The organism is Massilia varians, from assembly GCF_027923905.1.
Lineage (GTDB): Bacteria > Pseudomonadota > Gammaproteobacteria > Burkholderiales > Burkholderiaceae_D > Telluria > Telluria varians_B.
The window spans coordinates 819,325-835,658 of sequence record NZ_AP026966.1 but is presented as its reverse complement, the minus strand read 5'-3'; the positions used below and the strand labels follow the sequence as shown (position 1 = coordinate 835,658).

The 16,334-nt window shown below is 64.1% G+C and carries 16 protein-coding genes; 5 read left to right on the top strand and 11 right to left on the bottom strand.

Translation table 11 applies throughout. The features are described 5' to 3' along the window. Positions 1–86: 86 nt before the first annotated feature. From queF to rapZ, 4 genes are all read left to right on the top strand, one after another. Positions 87–917 carry an NADPH-dependent 7-cyano-7-deazaguanine reductase QueF gene (gene queF / locus MasN3_RS03860; protein ID WP_281912485.1) on the top strand — a complete coding sequence of 277 codons (831 nt, stop codon included), beginning with the start codon at positions 87–89 and terminating at the stop codon, positions 915–917. A gap of 354 nt (positions 918–1,271) precedes the next feature. Beyond that, positions 1,272–1,754, top strand: a complete 483-nt coding sequence (locus MasN3_RS03855; protein WP_281912483.1) for a PTS sugar transporter subunit IIA — start codon at positions 1,272–1,274, stop codon at positions 1,752–1,754. A gap of 124 nt (positions 1,755–1,878) precedes the next feature. Next, positions 1,879–2,814 carry an HPr(Ser) kinase/phosphatase gene (gene hprK, locus MasN3_RS03850; protein ID WP_036208776.1) on the top strand — a complete coding sequence of 312 codons (936 nt, stop codon included), beginning with the start codon at positions 1,879–1,881 and terminating at the stop codon, positions 2,812–2,814. A 38-nt stretch (positions 2,815–2,852) separates the two neighbouring features. Next, the gene (gene rapZ, locus MasN3_RS03845; RefSeq protein ID WP_281912480.1) at positions 2,853–3,731 is read left to right on the top strand and encodes an RNase adapter RapZ; all 879 of its coding nucleotides are present in this window, start codon (positions 2,853–2,855) and stop codon (positions 3,729–3,731) included. Between the two features lie 131 nt (positions 3,732–3,862). Here rapZ and MasN3_RS03840 read toward each other — a convergent pair whose 3' ends face one another. From MasN3_RS03840 to MasN3_RS03805, 8 genes are all read right to left on the bottom strand, one after another. Further along, a complete protein-coding gene (locus MasN3_RS03840; protein ID WP_281912477.1) occupies positions 3,863–4,948 on the bottom strand; it encodes an enoyl-CoA hydratase/isomerase family protein in 1,086 nt (361 codons plus the stop codon). 152 nt (positions 4,949–5,100) lie between these two features. Further along, complete coding sequence (hpf, locus tag MasN3_RS03835; RefSeq protein WP_281912474.1) at positions 5,101–5,454, bottom strand: ribosome hibernation-promoting factor, HPF/YfiA family; 354 nt, start codon at positions 5,452–5,454, stop codon at positions 5,101–5,103. 58 nt (positions 5,455–5,512) lie between these two features. Beyond that, positions 5,513–6,988: an RNA polymerase factor sigma-54 gene (locus MasN3_RS03830; RefSeq protein WP_281912470.1), complete on the bottom strand. Its 1,476-nt coding sequence runs from the start codon at positions 6,986–6,988 to the stop codon at positions 5,513–5,515. 14 nt (positions 6,989–7,002) lie between these two features. Then, positions 7,003–7,776 carry an LPS export ABC transporter ATP-binding protein gene (gene lptB, locus MasN3_RS03825; RefSeq protein ID WP_281914626.1) on the bottom strand — a complete coding sequence of 258 codons (774 nt, stop codon included), beginning with the start codon at positions 7,774–7,776 and terminating at the stop codon, positions 7,003–7,005. 20 nt (positions 7,777–7,796) lie between these two features. Further along, positions 7,797–8,354, bottom strand: a complete 558-nt coding sequence (gene lptA, locus MasN3_RS03820; RefSeq protein WP_281912468.1) for a lipopolysaccharide transport periplasmic protein LptA — start codon at positions 8,352–8,354, stop codon at positions 7,797–7,799. Between the two features lie 35 nt (positions 8,355–8,389). Then, positions 8,390–8,992, bottom strand: a complete 603-nt coding sequence (gene lptC / locus MasN3_RS03815) for an LPS export ABC transporter periplasmic protein LptC (protein WP_281912466.1) — start codon at positions 8,990–8,992, stop codon at positions 8,390–8,392. 28 nt (positions 8,993–9,020) lie between these two features. Further along, the gene (locus MasN3_RS03810; RefSeq protein ID WP_281912464.1) at positions 9,021–9,563 is read right to left on the bottom strand and encodes a KdsC family phosphatase; all 543 of its coding nucleotides are present in this window, start codon (positions 9,561–9,563) and stop codon (positions 9,021–9,023) included. Next, the gene (locus MasN3_RS03805) at positions 9,563–10,585 is read right to left on the bottom strand and encodes a KpsF/GutQ family sugar-phosphate isomerase (RefSeq protein ID WP_281912460.1); all 1,023 of its coding nucleotides are present in this window, start codon (positions 10,583–10,585) and stop codon (positions 9,563–9,565) included. Before MasN3_RS03805 ends, MasN3_RS03810 begins: the two co-directional genes overlap by 1 nt. An 87-nt stretch (positions 10,586–10,672) precedes the next feature. Between MasN3_RS03805 and MasN3_RS03800 the strand changes: the two genes are divergently transcribed. Further along, positions 10,673–12,655 (top strand): monovalent cation:proton antiporter family protein, encoded by a 1,983-nt coding sequence (locus MasN3_RS03800; protein WP_281912458.1) that lies wholly within the window; start codon positions 10,673–10,675, stop codon positions 12,653–12,655. A gap of 119 nt (positions 12,656–12,774) precedes the next feature. Here MasN3_RS03800 and MasN3_RS03795 read toward each other — a convergent pair whose 3' ends face one another. The 3 genes from MasN3_RS03795 to bla form a co-directional block, all read right to left on the bottom strand. Beyond that, the gene (locus MasN3_RS03795; RefSeq protein WP_281912456.1) at positions 12,775–13,893 is read right to left on the bottom strand and encodes a GGDEF domain-containing protein; all 1,119 of its coding nucleotides are present in this window, start codon (positions 13,891–13,893) and stop codon (positions 12,775–12,777) included. 111 nt (positions 13,894–14,004) lie between these two features. Further along, a complete protein-coding gene (locus MasN3_RS03790; protein WP_281912453.1) occupies positions 14,005–14,850 on the bottom strand; it encodes an MOSC domain-containing protein in 846 nt (281 codons plus the stop codon). Positions 14,851–14,907: 57 nt separating this feature from the next. After that, on the bottom strand, positions 14,908–15,810 hold the full coding sequence (gene bla, locus MasN3_RS03785) for a subclass B3 metallo-beta-lactamase (RefSeq protein ID WP_281912451.1): 903 nt from the start codon (positions 15,808–15,810) through the stop codon (positions 14,908–14,910). Between the last annotated feature and the right edge of the window lie 524 nt (positions 15,811–16,334).

The window sequence follows — 16,334 nt, the reverse complement described above, 5'->3', positions numbered from 1 at the left end:
ATCCATATTGTGGTGCGCAACTTTTCGTTGAACGCGCGGTCGGCAAAGCCGACCACCCTACGGATGCCACAAGCATCCAGAATTCTATGAATACTCCTGATCAATCGCCACTTGGCAAAACCTCCGCGTACCAGAGCGAGTACGCCCCCGAGCTCCTGTTCCCGATCCCGCGCCTGCAGAAGCGCGAAGAGATCGGCCTGGGAGTGGGTACGCTTCCCTTCTTCGGCGTCGACATCTGGAACGCCTATGAACTGTCGTGGCTGAACATGCGCGGCAAGCCGCAGGTGGCGATCGCGACCATCACGGCGCCCGCCGATTCGCCCAACATCGTCGAATCGAAGTCGTTCAAGCTCTACCTGAATTCCTTCAACCAGACCCGCGTGGCCGGCACCGACGCCCTGGCCGAGCTGCTGCGCCAGGACCTGTCGAACGCCTTCGGCGCGCCGGTGCACGTGACCATCACCACGCCGGACGCCTTCGGCAGCCTGAAGATGGGCGAACTCGACGGCACCCTGCTCGACCGCCTCGACGTCGAGATCGACCAGTACGTCCCCTCGCCCCAGCTGCTGAGCGCGAACATGGACGAGGCGCCAGTCGAGGAAACCCTGGTGTCGCACCTGCTGAAATCGAACTGCCTGGTCACCGGCCAGCCGGACTGGGGCACGGTGCAGATCCGTTACGTCGGTCCGCAGATCGACCAGGAGGGCCTGCTCAAGTACCTGATCGGCTTCCGCGAACACAACGAATTCCATGAGCAGTGCGTCGAGCGCATTTTCATGGACGTGCTGCGCCAGTGCAAGCCGACCAAGCTGGCGGTGTATGCACGCTATACCCGTCGCGGCGGCCTCGACATCAATCCCTGGCGCGCCAATTTCAGCACCGGCAAGCCGGACAACCTGCGCACCGCGCGTCAATAACCCGAAAGCGCGCACGTTTGCAAGCCGGCTGTGCGTTTTCAGCCACACCGGGCCCAGGTTTTTGATACAAAAACGGCATCCGGACCGCGTGCTCAAAAAACGGGCACAGTGCATGGAAAAGATGGTGCGAACGCCTTCGCACCTCGATTTGCGGCGCTTTCCTGGCGATTTCACTTAGGAAATTGCGTTTAATTGCCAAGCCGGTTTCATGGCAAAACACTACGCTTTCGCCATACTGTCCCCATGTAGGTGACTGTATGCCTGTACAGATGGCGAAATCGAATGTCACCATCCTGAAACCGGCCTATAATTCCGCCTCGCAAGCACACCCCACCCTGTGCATGGCTATAAGTTATGACGAACCTTAGCAAAATCCTCTCGCTCGAGAACGTGCAGTTGGACCTGGAAGTTTCCAGCAAAAAGCGTGCATTCGAGCAAGCCGGTCTGATTTTCGAGAACAACTGCGGCATCGCCCGTTCGACCGTGTCGGACAACCTGTTCGCACGCGAGCGCCTCGGCTCCACTGGTCTCGGCCATGGCGTCGCCGTGCCGCACGGGCGGATCAAGGGCTCCAAGAGCCTGAAGTCGCCGCTAGCGGCCTTCGTGCGCCTGAAGGAGCCGATTCCCTTCGAATCGCCCGACGGCCAGCCGGTCAGCCTGCTGTTCTTCCTCCTGATCCCGGACCACGTGACCCAGCAGCACCTCGAAATCCTGTCGGAAATCGCCGAGCTGTTCTCGGACGAGGCCGTGCGCACCGCGCTGGCCACCGACCCGGATCCGAAGTCGGTCCACGAACGCATCATCAATTGGCAACCCAGTCTGCAAGCTTTGGGCTAAGGCGCCTCGAACAACCTACTGCGCGTTGCACTGGCGGACTGCGGTGCTCGCTACGGTTCTTCGAAGCGCCTATTTGTATTAGACTGTCTACGCGGCAATTCGCCGCGTACGGAACGACATGCCAATGCTGCAGACTCCGCTGACCATCCAGCGTTTGTACGATGACAACCGCGACAGCCTCCAATTAGGCTGGTTCGCGGGCTTCCCCGGTGGCGAGCGGCAGATCGCGGGCGACGCGGCCTCGGCCGCGGACCAGGTCGGCCACCTGAACCTGATCCACCCGGGCCGCATCCAGGTGTTCGGACACCAGGAACTGAATTATTACCACCGCCTGAAGTCCAGCTCGCGCACCCACGTGATCGGCGAGCTGATCGGCGGCGGTCCGCCGGCCCTGATCATCGCGCAGGGTCTGGAAACGCCGCCGGACATCCTGGCCATCTGCGACGAGCAGAACATTCCCCTGTTCTCGACGCCCCTGCCGGCGGCGCAGGTGATCGACTTCCTGCGCGTGTATCTATCCAAGAAGCTGGCGCAGCGCGTGATCATGCACGGCGTGTTCATGGACGTGCTGGGCGTGGGCGTCCTGATCACCGGCGACTCGGGCCTGGGCAAGAGCGAGCTGGGCCTGGAACTGATCTCGCGTTCGCATGGCCTGGTGGCCGACGATGCCGTGGAATTCTCGCGCATCGCGCCGAACATGATCGAGGGCCGCTGCCCACCGCTGCTGCAGAACCTGCTGGAAGTGCGCGGCCTGGGCCTGCTGGACATCAAGGCGATTTTTGGTGAGACCGCGGTGCGCCGCAAGATGCGCCTCAAGCTGATCGTCCACCTGGTCAAGCGCGGCGCGCTGGACGAAGAGGTCGAACGCCTGCCCTTCCATCACCCGACCGAGGACGTGTTGGGCTTGCCGATCCGCAAGGTGGTCATTCCGGTCGCGGCCGGCCGCAACATCGCGGTGCTGCTCGAGGCCGCCGTGCGCAACACCATCCTGCAGCTACGCGGCATCGACACGCTGCAGGAATTCATGGAAAGACAGCGTCAAGCGATGAGCGGGGACTGAGGTACGATCACTTCGCCATTTGGGGTATCATCCCCACCATGCACATCGTCCTCATTACCGGTATTTCCGGCTCGGGCAAGTCGGTTGCCCTGAATGTCATGGAAGACGCAGGCTACTACTGCGTCGACAACCTTCCGCCGGCCCTGCTGCCGGCCCTGGTGTATGCGGTCAGTGAGAAAGGCACGAAAAAAATCGCCGTCGCAGTGGATGCGCGCAGCGCCGAATCGCTGGTCGAACTGCCGGTGAGCGTGCGCCACCTGCGAGAGGAAGGCCACAACGTCAAGGTGATGTTCCTGACCTCGAGCACGCATTCGCTGGTGGCACGCTTCTCCGAAACGCGCCGCAGCCACCCGCTGTCGCACGAACTGCGCCCGGGCGAGAATCCGGCCGCGCGCCGCACCCTGATCGAATGCATCGCCGAGGAACGCGAGCGCCTGTCGGCGATCGAGAACCTGGGGCACGTGATCGACACCTCGGAACTGTCCGCCAACAAGCTGCGCGCCTGGGTCAAGGAACTGGCCGACCTCGAACATGCGCCGCTGACCCTGTTCTTCGAATCCTTCGCCTTCAAGGTGGGCGTGCCGCTGGATGCCGACTTCGTGTTCGACGTGCGCGCGGTTCCCAATCCCTATTATGACCTGGCGCTGCGCCCGCTCACGGGCCGCGACCAGCCGGTGATCGCCTTCCTCGACGCCCAGCCGAGCGCCACCGAGATGCTGGAAGATATCCGCAAGTTCGTGGAAAAATGGCTGCCCTCGTTCAAGACGGACAACCGGTCCTACCTCACCGTGGCGGTGGGCTGTACCGGCGGCCAGCACCGCTCGGTCTACATGGCGGAAAGGCTGGGGGCCTACTTCGGGCAGACCGAACGGGTCATCATTCGTCACCGCGAGCAGCCGACCCACGCGGCTGTTTAATTTGTCGCGATAAGGTAGGGTGGACGGCTTCGCCGGCCGCGCGTGCAAACAGTCCTTGATCTGCAGCGCAGCGTCAATTCATCGGTGAGTTGAACGCGCGGTCGGCAGAGCCGACCACCCCACGAGAAACGTCAAGCTAAATGCCGCAGCGGGTGCGCGTAATCCGGCCACACCGGCTCGAAGAAGCGCGCCACCATTTCCGGCGTCACGTCCTCCAGCGCCGGCGGATTCCACTTCGGCTGGTTGTCCTTGTCGATCACCAGCGCCCGCACGCCTTCCAGCACTTCGCCGTGCTCGAAATTGCGGCGCACCAGGTTGCGCTCCATGCGCAGGCATTCCGCCACGCCCAGCGAGGCGCCGCGCTGCAGGAGTTCGTGGGTCACGCACATCATCAGGGGCGAGCGCTGGCGCATCGCCTTGAGCGCCTTCTGCGCGAACGGGTTCTCGTCGCGCCCCAGCGAGGCCATGATCATGCCCACCGAGGCCGCGCCGAAGTGCGCGTCGATCACGCCGCGCTGCGCCTGCAGTTCGCTCGCGCCCAGCTGGCCCGCGAATTGCGCCGCATAGGCGCGGATCGCCGCCGGCAGCTGCGCGCCGGGAGTCGAGTCGATCAGCGCCTGCAATCCACCGAGCTCCGCGCCCGGCACGAACACGTCGGCCAGGCCCACGTAGAGCGCATCGGCCGCGCCGATGGTCAGTCCGGTCAGGCCCAGGTACTGGCCCAGCTGGCCCGGCGCATGCGACAGGAAGTGGCTGCCGCCGACGTCCGGGAACAGGCCGATGTTCACCTCGGGCATGGCCATCTTGGTGCGGTCGGTCACGATGCGCAGGCCGCAGCCTGGTCCGCCCTGGGCGATGCCCATGCCGCCGCCCATCACCACGCCGTCCATCACCGCGATGTACGGCTTCGGATAGAAATGAATCAGGTGGTTCAGTGCGTATTCTTCGGTGAAGAAGTCTTCCAGCAGCGCGCTGCCGCCCATCGGGCCGACCTGGCCCATCTCGTGGAAGAAGCGGATGTCGCCGCCCGCGCACAAGGCCTTCTCGCTGCTGCTGGTGATGACCACCGCGTCGATGCCCGCGTCATCCTTCCATTGCAGCAGGATGGCGCTCAGGGCGCGCACCATGTCAAGCGAGAGAGAGTTCAGGGCTTTCGGCCGGTCGAGCGTGATGACGCCGGTGCGGTTGGCAGCGCGGGTCAGGACGGTATCGGTCATGATGGTCTTCTGTGGTCGAAAAGACATGCATTCTACAGAACATTTGTACAAATACGGAAGCAAGAAAAAGTAACAGGTATTGTACAAAAGCAAAAAGGGCGTCCCCTCAGACGCCCTTGCTGTTGTGCTACAGCTGGTTCGCAAACGGTGCGTTACGCAGCGGCGGCTTCTCCGTTGTCCGGAAGGCGCTTGTGCGCCACGTGGTTATGATTTTGCAGCATGGATTTGTGTTTCAGAACCTGCCTGTCCAGCCTGTCCATCAACGTGTCGATGGCCGCATACATATCCTGGGCCGCACTCGCCACGTGCAGAATTTTTCCCGATACCTGTAGGTTGATCTCGGCCTTTTGCCGTTTTTCTTTTTCAGTGAGGTTATCGATGGCGAGGAACACGTGGGTGTCGATCACGTGGTCGAAATGGCGGGTGATGCGCTCGAGCTTATTCTGAACGTATTCACGGATGGCGGGGGTGACTTCGAGATGGTGGCCGCTGATTGTGAGGTTCATACACACTCCTTTGGGAAGGTGCCCTGCCCGCGCCACAAGGTGAGAGTGGGCAGGTGCTTTACAGGGATTTGCGGAGGCTGACGGGCGGAATCTTGAGCGCTTCGCGGTATTTGGCAACCGTCCGGCGCGCAATGACCATACCTTGTTCCCCGAGCATCTCCGCGATCTTGCTGTCGGATAGAGGATTCCTAGGGTCTTCTGCTCCTGTCAATTGCGCAATAAGCGCGCGGATCGCCGTCGAGGAGGCTTCTCCCCCCGCTTCGGTGGCGACGTGGCTTCCGAAGAAGTACTTCAACTCAAACATGCCGTGCGGGGTCAGCATGTATTTCTGCGTGGTTACACGTGAAATCGTGCTCTCGTGTAGGCCTAGTGTATCAGCTATCTCACGCAAAACAAGAGGGCGCATGGCAACCGCGCCGTGGCTGAAAAAGTTGCGCTGGCGCTCGACGATTGCCTCGGCCACACGCAGGATCGTGTCGAAGCGCTGGCGCATGTTCTTGATCAGCCACTTGGCTTCCTGCAGTTGCGCGCCCATCTGGCTTTCGCTCCTGCCCTGCTTGAGCAGGTTGGCGTACAGGCTGTTCACGCGCAGCTTCGGCATGACTTCCGGGTTCAGCGTTACCTGCCAGCCGTTCTTGGCGCGGCGCACGATCACGTCCGGCACCACGTAGTCCGATACGCCCGAGGAGAAGGCCGCGCCGGGATGCGGATTGCATTGGCGGACCACGGCCTGCACCTCGCGCAGGTCTTCGTCGTCGCAGTCGAGCGCCTTTTTCAGCTTGGTGTATTCGCGCTGGGCGAACCAGCTCAGATAGCCTTCGACGATTTTCAGGGCGAGGCGCCGCGTCACCAGGGGAACGCCCGGCATGCGGCGGATCTGCAGGGCCAGGCATTCGGCCGCGCTGCGCGCGCCCACGCCCACCGGGTCCAGGCTCTGCACCAGCGCCAGCGCGCAGCGCAGTTCGTCCATCTCGATCTCGAGTTCCTGCGGCAGGCGTGCATGGATCTCGTCGAGCGGCTCTTCCAGGTAGCCGTTGTCGTCGAGCGCATCGATCACCAGCTCGGCCAGCGCGCGGTCGCGCATGCCGCAGGCGCTCAGGCGGATCTGCTCGGCCAGGTGCTCGCGCAGCGTGATGCCGTCGGCTTCCAGCTGCGGGCGGCCGTCTTCGTCGTCGCCGCTGCGCGCCCCGCCGCCTTCACCACCCCAGTCCATCTCGGCATCGCCGCGCTCGCCGTTGCCCTCGCCATCGGCGCCCTCGTGCTCGGCCTTCGCGCCCTCCTGCGCCACCGAATCCGGCGGGGCGGGCGGCGCTTCGCCATTGGCCGGCGCGGTATTGATCGCGCCGTCCGCCAGCAGCCGCACCGAGCGGTCGAGCGGATCGTCGAGCCGTTCGAGCAGCGGGTTGTCGTGCAGGATCTGCTCGATCTCCTGGTGCAGTTCGAGCGTGGAAAGCTGCAGCAGGCGGATCGACTGCTGCAGCTGCGGCGTGAGCGCCAGGTGCTGCGACGTGCGTAACTGGAGAGACTGTTTCATGCCCGATGCTCTGATTACATCCTGAAGTGCTCGCCGAGGTACACGCGCCGCACGGATTCGTCGGCGATGATGTCGTCAGGGCGGCCCGAGGCCAGCACCGCTCCCTGGTTGATGATGTAGGCGCGGTCGCAGATGCCGAGCGTCTCGCGCACGTTGTGGTCGGTGATCAGGACGCCGATGTTGCGTTCCTTCAGGAAGCGCACGATGCGCTGGATCTCGATCACCGCGATCGGGTCGACGCCGGCGAAGGGCTCGTCGAGCAGCACGAAGCGCGGATTGGTCGCGAGCGCGCGCGCGATCTCGACGCGGCGCCGCTCGCCGCCCGACAGCGACAACGCCGGGTTCTCGCGCAGCTTCTCGATCTGCAGTTCGGCCAGCAGGGTGTCGAGGCGCTCGTTGATCTGGTCCTTGCCCAGTGGCTTGCCGTCCTCGTTGCGTTGCAGCTCCAGCACGGCGCGGATGTTCTCCTCCACCGTCAGCTTGCGAAACACCGAGGCTTCCTGCGGCAGGTAGGACAGGCCCAGCACCGCACGGCGGTGGATCGGCAGGCTCGAGATGTCGGTGCCGTTGATGTCGATGGTGCCGGCATCCGACGGCACCAGGCCGACGATCATGTAGAAGGAAGTGGTCTTGCCGGCGCCGTTGGGGCCGAGCAGGCCCACCACTTCGCCGCACTCCACCTGCAGCGATACGTCGCGCACCACCAGGCGCTTGCCGTAGCTCTTTTGCAGGCCTTTGACGATCAGGGTACTGCAGCCGTCGACCGCGGTCGCCGCTTCCGCGTTCATGCCTGCGCTCATGGCTGCCGTCATTGCTTGGCACCTTCGGCGGGCGCCGCGGTACGGCGCGGCGCGATGATCAGGGTGCCGCGGCCGCCGCCGACCTTGCTCTGGCCGGTGGGATCGTTGCGCACCTGCGCGACTTCGCGGCGGTTGTCGTAGGAGATGAACGGGCCCTTGATCTCGTTGGCCAAGCGGCCGTTCTCCAGCTCGCGCACTTCGGCGTTGTTGAACAGCTTGACCAGTTCGGCGCGCTCGTCGTATTCGATGCGCTGGGCCTGGCCCTCGACCCACAGGTTGGGACCGCCGTCGCGCTTCTGGCGGAAAGTCGCCAGCTTGCCGTTGTTGGCGGTCAGGGTCACGCTCATGTAGCCCTCCGGCGTTTCCTTCACCAGGGCGCGGTCGGACTTCAGCACCAGGGTGCCGCGCGTGAGCACGACGTTGCCGGTCAGGATGCGGGTCTGGGTGACCTCGTCGACGTCGAGGGAATCGAAGTTGATCACGGCCTGCTTGAGCGAATCGGCACGCTCGGCCGAGGCGCCGAAGGCGGCCAGGCTGAGGAATACGGCAGCGATGATTTTTTTCATGTTCTTGCTTTGTCCTGGGTTGACGCGGCGCGGCGCTACTGCCGCTGCGCGCGTGGCGGATAGACGATCTGGCCGCGGCTGGCCAGGTGCAGCTTCTGGGTCGCGTTGTTGGCCACCATGCCGGTGCCGGTCACGGTGGCGGCCCCCAGCTGCATTTCGATCGCTTGGTCTGTCTTGAGGATTTCTTCGTCGGGCAGCACGGTCAGCGCCTGCGTCTGCACGCGCAGCGCTTCGCTGGTGGGCGTGGCCGGGCGCTGGATGTCGACGTTGCCGAGCAGTTCGACGCGATGTTCTTCATGGTAAAGCTCGGCGCGGTTGGCGACGATGGTCATGCGCGGGCGGCCGGGCGTGATGCCCTGCATCACCGGCGCCTCGACCTGGGACACGTCGCCCACTGGCGTATGCGCCAGGCGCTTGCCCGACACCACGTAGCTCGGCTTGCCCTGTTCCGTCATGCGTACGAAGGAGAAGTTCTCGACGATGTAGTCCGGCTCGTCCCCTGGTCCGCCGAGGCGGGCGTCACCACCCTCGCCTTCCATCACCTGCACCAGCCAGAAGCTGCCGAAGGCGCAGAAGGTCGCGATCATCATGATCGTCAGCAGCTTCCAGCGGTGGGCGGTGCGCTTGTAGGTGACCATGTCGTGTCCCGTGTCCGATATCGCCGTATTAAGCGAAATACGGCGCCAGCGCCTGTTCGTAGGTGCCCTGCGCGCGCATGACGAGGTCGCAGACCTCACGCACGGCGCCACGGCCGCCCGCGTTCTTGGTAACGTAGTGCGCGCGGTGCTGCACTTCCGGGTGGCCCGACGGCACGGTGACGGCGAAGCCGACGCGGGTAAACAGCGGCAGGTCGATCACGTCGTCGCCGATGTAACCGCATTCCTCCGGCGTCACGCCCGTTGCTTGCAGCAATTCTGCGAAGCCGACGCGCTTGTCGTGGATGCCCTGGTAGACGTGCGAGATGCCCAGGTCGCTAGCGCGCTTGACCACGATCGGCGACTTGCGCGCGCTGATGATGGCGGTCTTGACGCCGGTCTTGTTCAGCAGCTGGATGCCGAGGCCGTCGAGCACGTAGAAGGTCTTGGTGACTTCGCCGTCCGGGCCATAGGTGAGGCTGCCGTCGGTCAGCACGCCGTCGACGTCGAAGATCATCACTTTGACGCGCGCGGCGCGCTGCATGAATTCGGTTGCAGTGATCAAACCACTCATCAGATCACCTTGGCGCGGGTCAGGTCGTGGATGTGGAGCGCGCCGACCAGGCGACCGTCCTGATCGACGACCAGCATCTGGTTGATGCGGAATTCTTCCATGACGGCGACGGCATCCACCGCCAGCTGTTCCGGATGGACGCGGCGCGGGTTGGCGTGCATCACGTCGCGGATGCTGATGTTCGAAAAATCGGTCACGCGCTCGATCAGGCGGCGCAGGTCGCCGTCGGTGAAGACGCCGACCGGACGCTGCTGCTCGTCGACGACGGCGGTCATGCCCATGCCCTTCTGGCTGATTTCCAGCAGCGCGCGCGTGAGCGGCGTATCAGGCGATACGCTTGGCACCGCGTCGCCGCTGCGCATCACGTCGCGCACGTGGGTCAGGAGACGGCGGCCGAGGGCGCCGCCCGGGTGCGACATGGCGAAATCTTCCTCGCGGAAGCCGCGCGCATCCAGCAGCGCCACGGCCAGCGCATCGCCCATGGCCAGGGTGACGGTGGTGCTGGTGGTCGGGGCGAGATTCAGGGTGCAGGCTTCCTTGGCCACCGAGATGTCGAGGTGGATCTCGGACAGCTTGGCCAGGCGCGAGTGCGGCTTGCCGGTCATCGAGATGACGGGCGTGCCCATGCGCTTGATGGCCGGCAGGATCTCGAGCAGCTCGGACGATTCGCCGGAATTCGAGATGGCGATGAACACGTCGTGCGTGGTCACCATGCCCAGGTCGCCGTGGGCGGCTTCGCCCGGGTGCACGAACATGGCCGGGGTGCCGGTCGAGGCCAGGGTGGCGGCAATCTTGCGGCCGATGTGGCCGGATTTGCCCATGCCGGAGACGACCACGCGGCCGGTGCAGCCGTACAGCAGCTGGACTGCGCGCACGAAACTGTCGTCGTCGCCGAGGCGCGCATGCAGGGCGCGGATCGCGTCGGCTTCGATGGCGAGGGTCTCGCGGCCCAGCTCCAGTACACGGCGGGCCTGGTCCGCGTCAAAACTTTTCAGCATTATTTTTTCATCGGTTAAACTCATAGTGGCAGTATATCCGAATTGGATAAGCAAAAAACTTGCCAGTCGTAACAAACCACTACAACGATAACGAAAAAACAACTGTGGAAGATGCATTCCGGACTTGAACTGACCCTGCTTTTGCTGGGCTGTGCCGTGCTGGGCGTGGTCGCCTTCCGGATGCTGCACCTGCCGCCGATGCTGGGCTATCTGGCCGTCGGCGTCTTGATCGGCCCCCATGCGCTGGCCCTTGCGGAAGACAGTCCCGCCACCCATACACTGGCCGAATTCGGGGTCGTGTTCCTGATGTTTTCGATCGGACTCGAATTCTCCTTGGCCCAGCTCAAATCGATGCGGCGCATCGTGTTCGGCCTGGGTCTGGCTCAAGTCGTATTGACAATCCTGGCCGCAATGGTGTTCGGCCTGTTCATCTCCTGGTGGGCGCCCGCCGTACTGCACGTCAGCTGGCAGGCCGCGTTCGCGCTGGGCGGGGCGCTGGCCATGTCGTCGACCGCGATCGTGGTCAAGATGCTCACGGAAAGACTGGAGCTCGAGAGCGAGCACGGACGCCGCATCATCGGCATCCTGCTGTTCCAGGATCTGGCCGTGGTGCCGCTCCTGATCATGATCCCCTCGCTGGCACGCCCGGCCGAGGAACTGGCGATCACGCTCGGCTGGGCGGCGCTGAAGGCCGCGTTCGTCCTGGCCCTGCTCCTGATCTTCGGCCAGAAGCTAATGCGCAACTGGTTCACCATCGTCGCCAAGCGCCGCTCGCAGGAGCTGTTCATGCTCAACCTGCTCCTGGTGACGCTCGGCCTGGCCTGGATCACCGAGCAGGCCGGCCTGTCGCTGGCGCTGGGCGCCTTCGTCGCCGGCATGCTGATCTCCGAAACCCAGTACAAGCACCAGGTGGAAGAAGACATCAAGCCCTTCCGCGACGTGCTGCTCGGGCTGTTCTTCATCACGGTGGGCATGCTGCTCAACCTGCAGCTGGTGCTGCAGCACTGGTGGCTGGTGCTGGCGCTGGTGATCTTCCCGGTGCTGCTCAAGTTCGCGATCATCGCGTTGCTGTCCAAGGTCTTCGGATCGAGCGACGGCGTGGCCATGCGCACCGGCCTGGCGCTGGCGCAGGCGGGCGAATTCGGCTTCGTGCTGCTCAACCTGGCGATGGGCTCGAAGTTGGTCGACCCTTTCCTGATCCAGCTGGTGCTGGCCTCGATGGTGCTGTCGATGCTGCTCGCGCCCTTCATCATCGACAACATGGACCGCATCGTCATGAAGGTGGCGGCCAACGAATGGATGATGCAGTCGCTGCAGCTGACCCAGATCGCCAGCCGCGCCATGAAGACCCAGAAGCACGTGATCATCGCCGGCTTCGGACGCAGCGGCCAGAGCCTGGCAACCTTGCTCTCCGAAGAAAAACTGCCCTGGTACGCGCTCGACCTGGACCCGGAACGGGTGCAGGAAGCCCAGCGCGCCGGCGCCAACGTCTCCTACGGCGACGCGGCGCGCCGCGAAAGCCTGATCGCGGCCGGCATCAACCGCGCCAGCGCATTGGTGATCACCTTCGCCGACACGCGCTTGGCGCTGAAGGTGCTGCACCTGGTGCATGAGCTGGCCCCCAACCTGGCGGTGATCGTGCGCAGCCACGACGACAGCGACCTCGACGTGCTCAAGCGCGCCGGCGCCACCGAGGTGGTGCCGGAAGCGCTAGAGAGTTCCCTGATGCTGGCCTCGCACGCGCTGGTGACCATGGGCGTGCCGCTGCGCCGCGTGGTGCACCGGGTGCAGGTGGCGCGCGACGAGCGCTACGCCTCGCTGCGCGGCTACTTCCACGGCGCCAGCGACTACGCCGACGACCTGGAGCACAGCTACGTGCGCCTGCATTCGGTGACCCTGCACAGCGGCGCCGCGGCGATCGGCCGGCATCTGCGCGAGCTGGCGCTGGAGGAAGTCGGGGCGGAAGTGACGACGCTGCGCCGGAACGGGCAGAGCTTGCACTTCGATCCGGAAACGACCTTGCTGGCGGGCGATGTGCTGGTGCTGCGGGGTGAGGGAGAGGCGGTCAGCCGGGCCGAGAGCCGATTACTGTAGGGTGGTCGGCTATGCCGACCGCGCGTTCAAATCACACATGAGTCGACGCACTGCGATTGCTCTGAGGCTGGTTGAACGCGCGGACGGCGGAGCCGTCCACCCTACGAAAACGTGATCGGTTACGAGAGCGACACCACCCGGTTACGGCCATTGGCCTTCGCCTGATACAGCGCCATATCTGCCTGCGCCACCAGATCCAGCGCCACGCCCTCGATCGCATGGTCGCGCTCGAAATCGTCGAGCGAGGCCACGCCGATCGACACCGTCACCGGCACCTCCTCGCCCGTGCTCAGGAGCACCGGGTTCAGGGCCACGCTGGCGCGGATGCGCTGCGCCACCATGCTGGCGTTTTCCAGGTCCGCATCGATCAGCAGCACCACGAATTCCTCGCCGCCGAAGCGCGCCAGCGCGTCGGACATGCGCAGTTCGGCCTTGATGCGGTTGGCCACTTCGCGCAGCACGTCGTCGCCGCCGCCATGGCCGACGCTGTCGTTGACCTGCTTGAAATGATCGATGTCGATGTACATGCAGGAGATGCGGTAGCCCTGGCGGCGCGCCCGCGCGATCTCTTCCACCAGGCGGCGGTCGATGTAGCGGCGGTTGTAGACGCCGGTGAGCGCATCGGTCAGCCCGATGAACTTCAGCATCTCGTTGCTGATGACGTTCTCGAGGCAGATCGCGACGATCGATCCCATGTGCTCGATGAAATCGGTGCCCAGGGCCGCCGTGAAACGGCTCGGGTCCGCGCTGCCCAGGTTCAGGCTGCCGATCAGGCGGGTATTGCGCAGCAGCGGCACCAGGGCCACGCTCTGCAGGTTCTTCGGCGGCTGCGGGAACATCGCGCCGTGGCGCGAAGGCGCATACGGCCCCAGCACCGGACGCGGACGGCGCCCTTCCGCCACCTTGAACCCGAGTTCATCGGCATGTTCGCAGAACAGCAGATTGGGCAGCTGTTCGTAGTCCACGCCCAGCTTGTGCATGACGGTGTAGATGTCGGCCTCCGGATCGACCAGCGACAGGGTCACGGTATCGAGTTCCGAGATGATCGGCAGTGTGCCGAAGATGGTCGACACCAGCTCCTGGAACGAGCTCGCCCCCACGATCTGCAGGTCGAAAGCCTGGTGGCGGGTCATGATCGAGTGGTTGCGCTCGGCCTGCTCGAGCAGGTACGCCATGCGGGAACGCAGGGTCTCGTTCTCCAGCATCAGTTCTCGCGTCTGCGCATCCGGCTCGTGCATTGAAAATTCCTTTCAGCAATAACCGTAACATTACGCCATCTTTCTTGCCTTGGAAACGAAAAATCGCCCGGGTGGGCGATTTAACGACACTGCAACACCCAGGTAGCCGGGTCAGAACGCGATGGCGGTGTCGAGCTGCTGGCCGACGCGTAAGGACGCGCCCTCGCCCGCCGCGACGATGCAGTTCATGCCCATGCAGACCGCGCCTTCCATGCGCGGGTTGGCGCGGTAGGTTTGCAGGATATCGAGCGGATCGGGACCGGGGATGCCGGTGGCCTGGTCGATCGCCGGGATCGGGCAGCGCGCGCAGGGTTTCACCGGGCGGATCGCCAGGCTGTCCCCCGTGAAGGATTCCACGTAGTCTTCTTCAAAAGCCTCGATGCCGTCGACCACCAGGTTCGGACGGAAGCGGTTCATCGGCAGCGGCGCGCGGCCGGCAGCTTGCAACCTGGCGTTGAGGTCGTCGAGCGAGGCCTGGCCGATGACCAGGATCGGGTAGCCGTCGGCGAAGCGGGTTGCGGCGGGCACGCCGCCAGTCCACTTGGTGCTGGTGGGACGGTGCGCGTCGGGGCGGAAGCGCACCAGGCGACACGGCCCCTGGATGGCATCGGCGAACCAGCCGGCGGCGGCGGCGCCGCAGTCGGCGGCCTCCACGCTGTGATCCCAGATCTGGACGGTCAGTTTCGCTGCCATGGGATCGTGCGCGAGCGGCAGGCGTAGCGGCGGCATGCCGGGTGCGCTCACCTCGACGGCATCGCCATCGATACGCGGCGTGAGGAGCGCCATGCGCGGGTACTCGCGCTGGGTCAGGAACTGGCCCTCGCGGGTGACGAGCATCCACTCGCGGTCGTGCACGCCCTGCGCCACCAGGCCCGAGACGAGGAATTGCGCCTCCTCTACCTGGATGCCGGCGCAGGATTTGATCGGGTAGATGTGGAGTTCAGTAACGGTGGCCATGCTGTCGGAGCGTGCGGATGAAGGCCGACAGTATGGCAGCAAACCAGGTCCGTGTCCTCAGCCCTTGGTGGCCGTGGCCTTTTCGATGCGCTCGCGCTGCAGGCGCGCTTCGAAGCTCTTGGCGGCGCCGGCGGCCAGTTTGCGGCAGCCTTCCGGATCGATGAAGGGGTTCGTGTCCACGGACTTGCGCGCCGCCTTGTCGAACAAATCGCTGAAGCCCGGATGGGCGGCGATTACGATGTCGCACTTCAGCTTGGCGACCTTGTCGATCGTCTGGTGGAAACTGGCTGAGCGGTCCGGGTAGCCGGCGCCGCCGGTGTAGTAGAAGCCGTTGGTGGACACCGCGGTCAGGCTGTCGGCATACACCATGTCCAGGCAACGCCCTGCTTCGCAGGATTGCCAGGTCCAGGTTGTGCCGCCGGGTGTGTGGCCGGGCGTGTAATGGACAGTGAGGCGCAGCGGGCTGACCGACAGGGTGTCGCCGTCCGCGACTTCCTTCACCTGCGCGACTTTGGGGATATGGAAGCGTTCCTTCGGGTCGTACTGCGGATCGTCGGTGCCAGGCGTGCCGTCGCGCAGCACCTGGGCGCCGTGCGGGCTGTGGGCGACCGTGGCGCCGCTGGCCTTCTGCAGGGCCGCGATGCCGCCGGCGTGGTCGAAGTGGGCGTGCGAGTTCAGGATCAGCTTCACGTCCTGCATCTTGAAGCCGAGGGCTTCGATGTTCTTCTGGATCAGCGGGGCGGATTGGGGCAGCGCGCCGTCGAGCAGCACGTGGCCTTGGGGGCTGGTGACCAGGATGGCGGACAGGCCGGCGGTGCCGACGTAATACGTGTTGCCGTGGATGTTGAAGGGCTTGGCGGGCTGGTTCCATTCGGCGCAGGAGCCGCAGTTGATCGCGTCCTGTGCCATGGCGCCGTTTGCGACCAGCATGAAGATGGTAATGAAGAGGCTTGTTTTCATGATGCGCTCATTGATCGAGTAAGTGGGAACTGCTTGCTCGGCCTTAGTGGAACACGAAAGCGGCGATCGGAAAACCGTTATGGGATGAACAGGGGTCCATGTGGGACGAACGCAATCCCGAAATGAAAAGCCCCGCTCGAAGGCGGGGGTCATATGCGTTCCAGCGGCGCGGAATCAGACGTTAAAACGGAAGAGTCCCACATTAATTCTTAAAACGCCAGAAAAAGCTAGTACTTATCGGCGCTTTCTGGCAGCCTTCTCGGCGAGTTCGTCAAAAATACCCCCAACGATACCCCCTGAAAGAGACGCATACCCAAGTTAGCTCTGACAGACCGCGGCGGCCACAATTCCAAGTGCCAACAAGCAAAAATGGGTGAACTCATCCGACCGTGGTGCTTGTAGCTCATTACAAGGGACACCAGCCTTGACGTCACACGGGATTGCGAGCCTGGTTCAGAGAGGTCTGAGGTACGCTGACTTTTTCGGACACTTCCGATTGATAAAATTATCGGAAGGAGCGAACA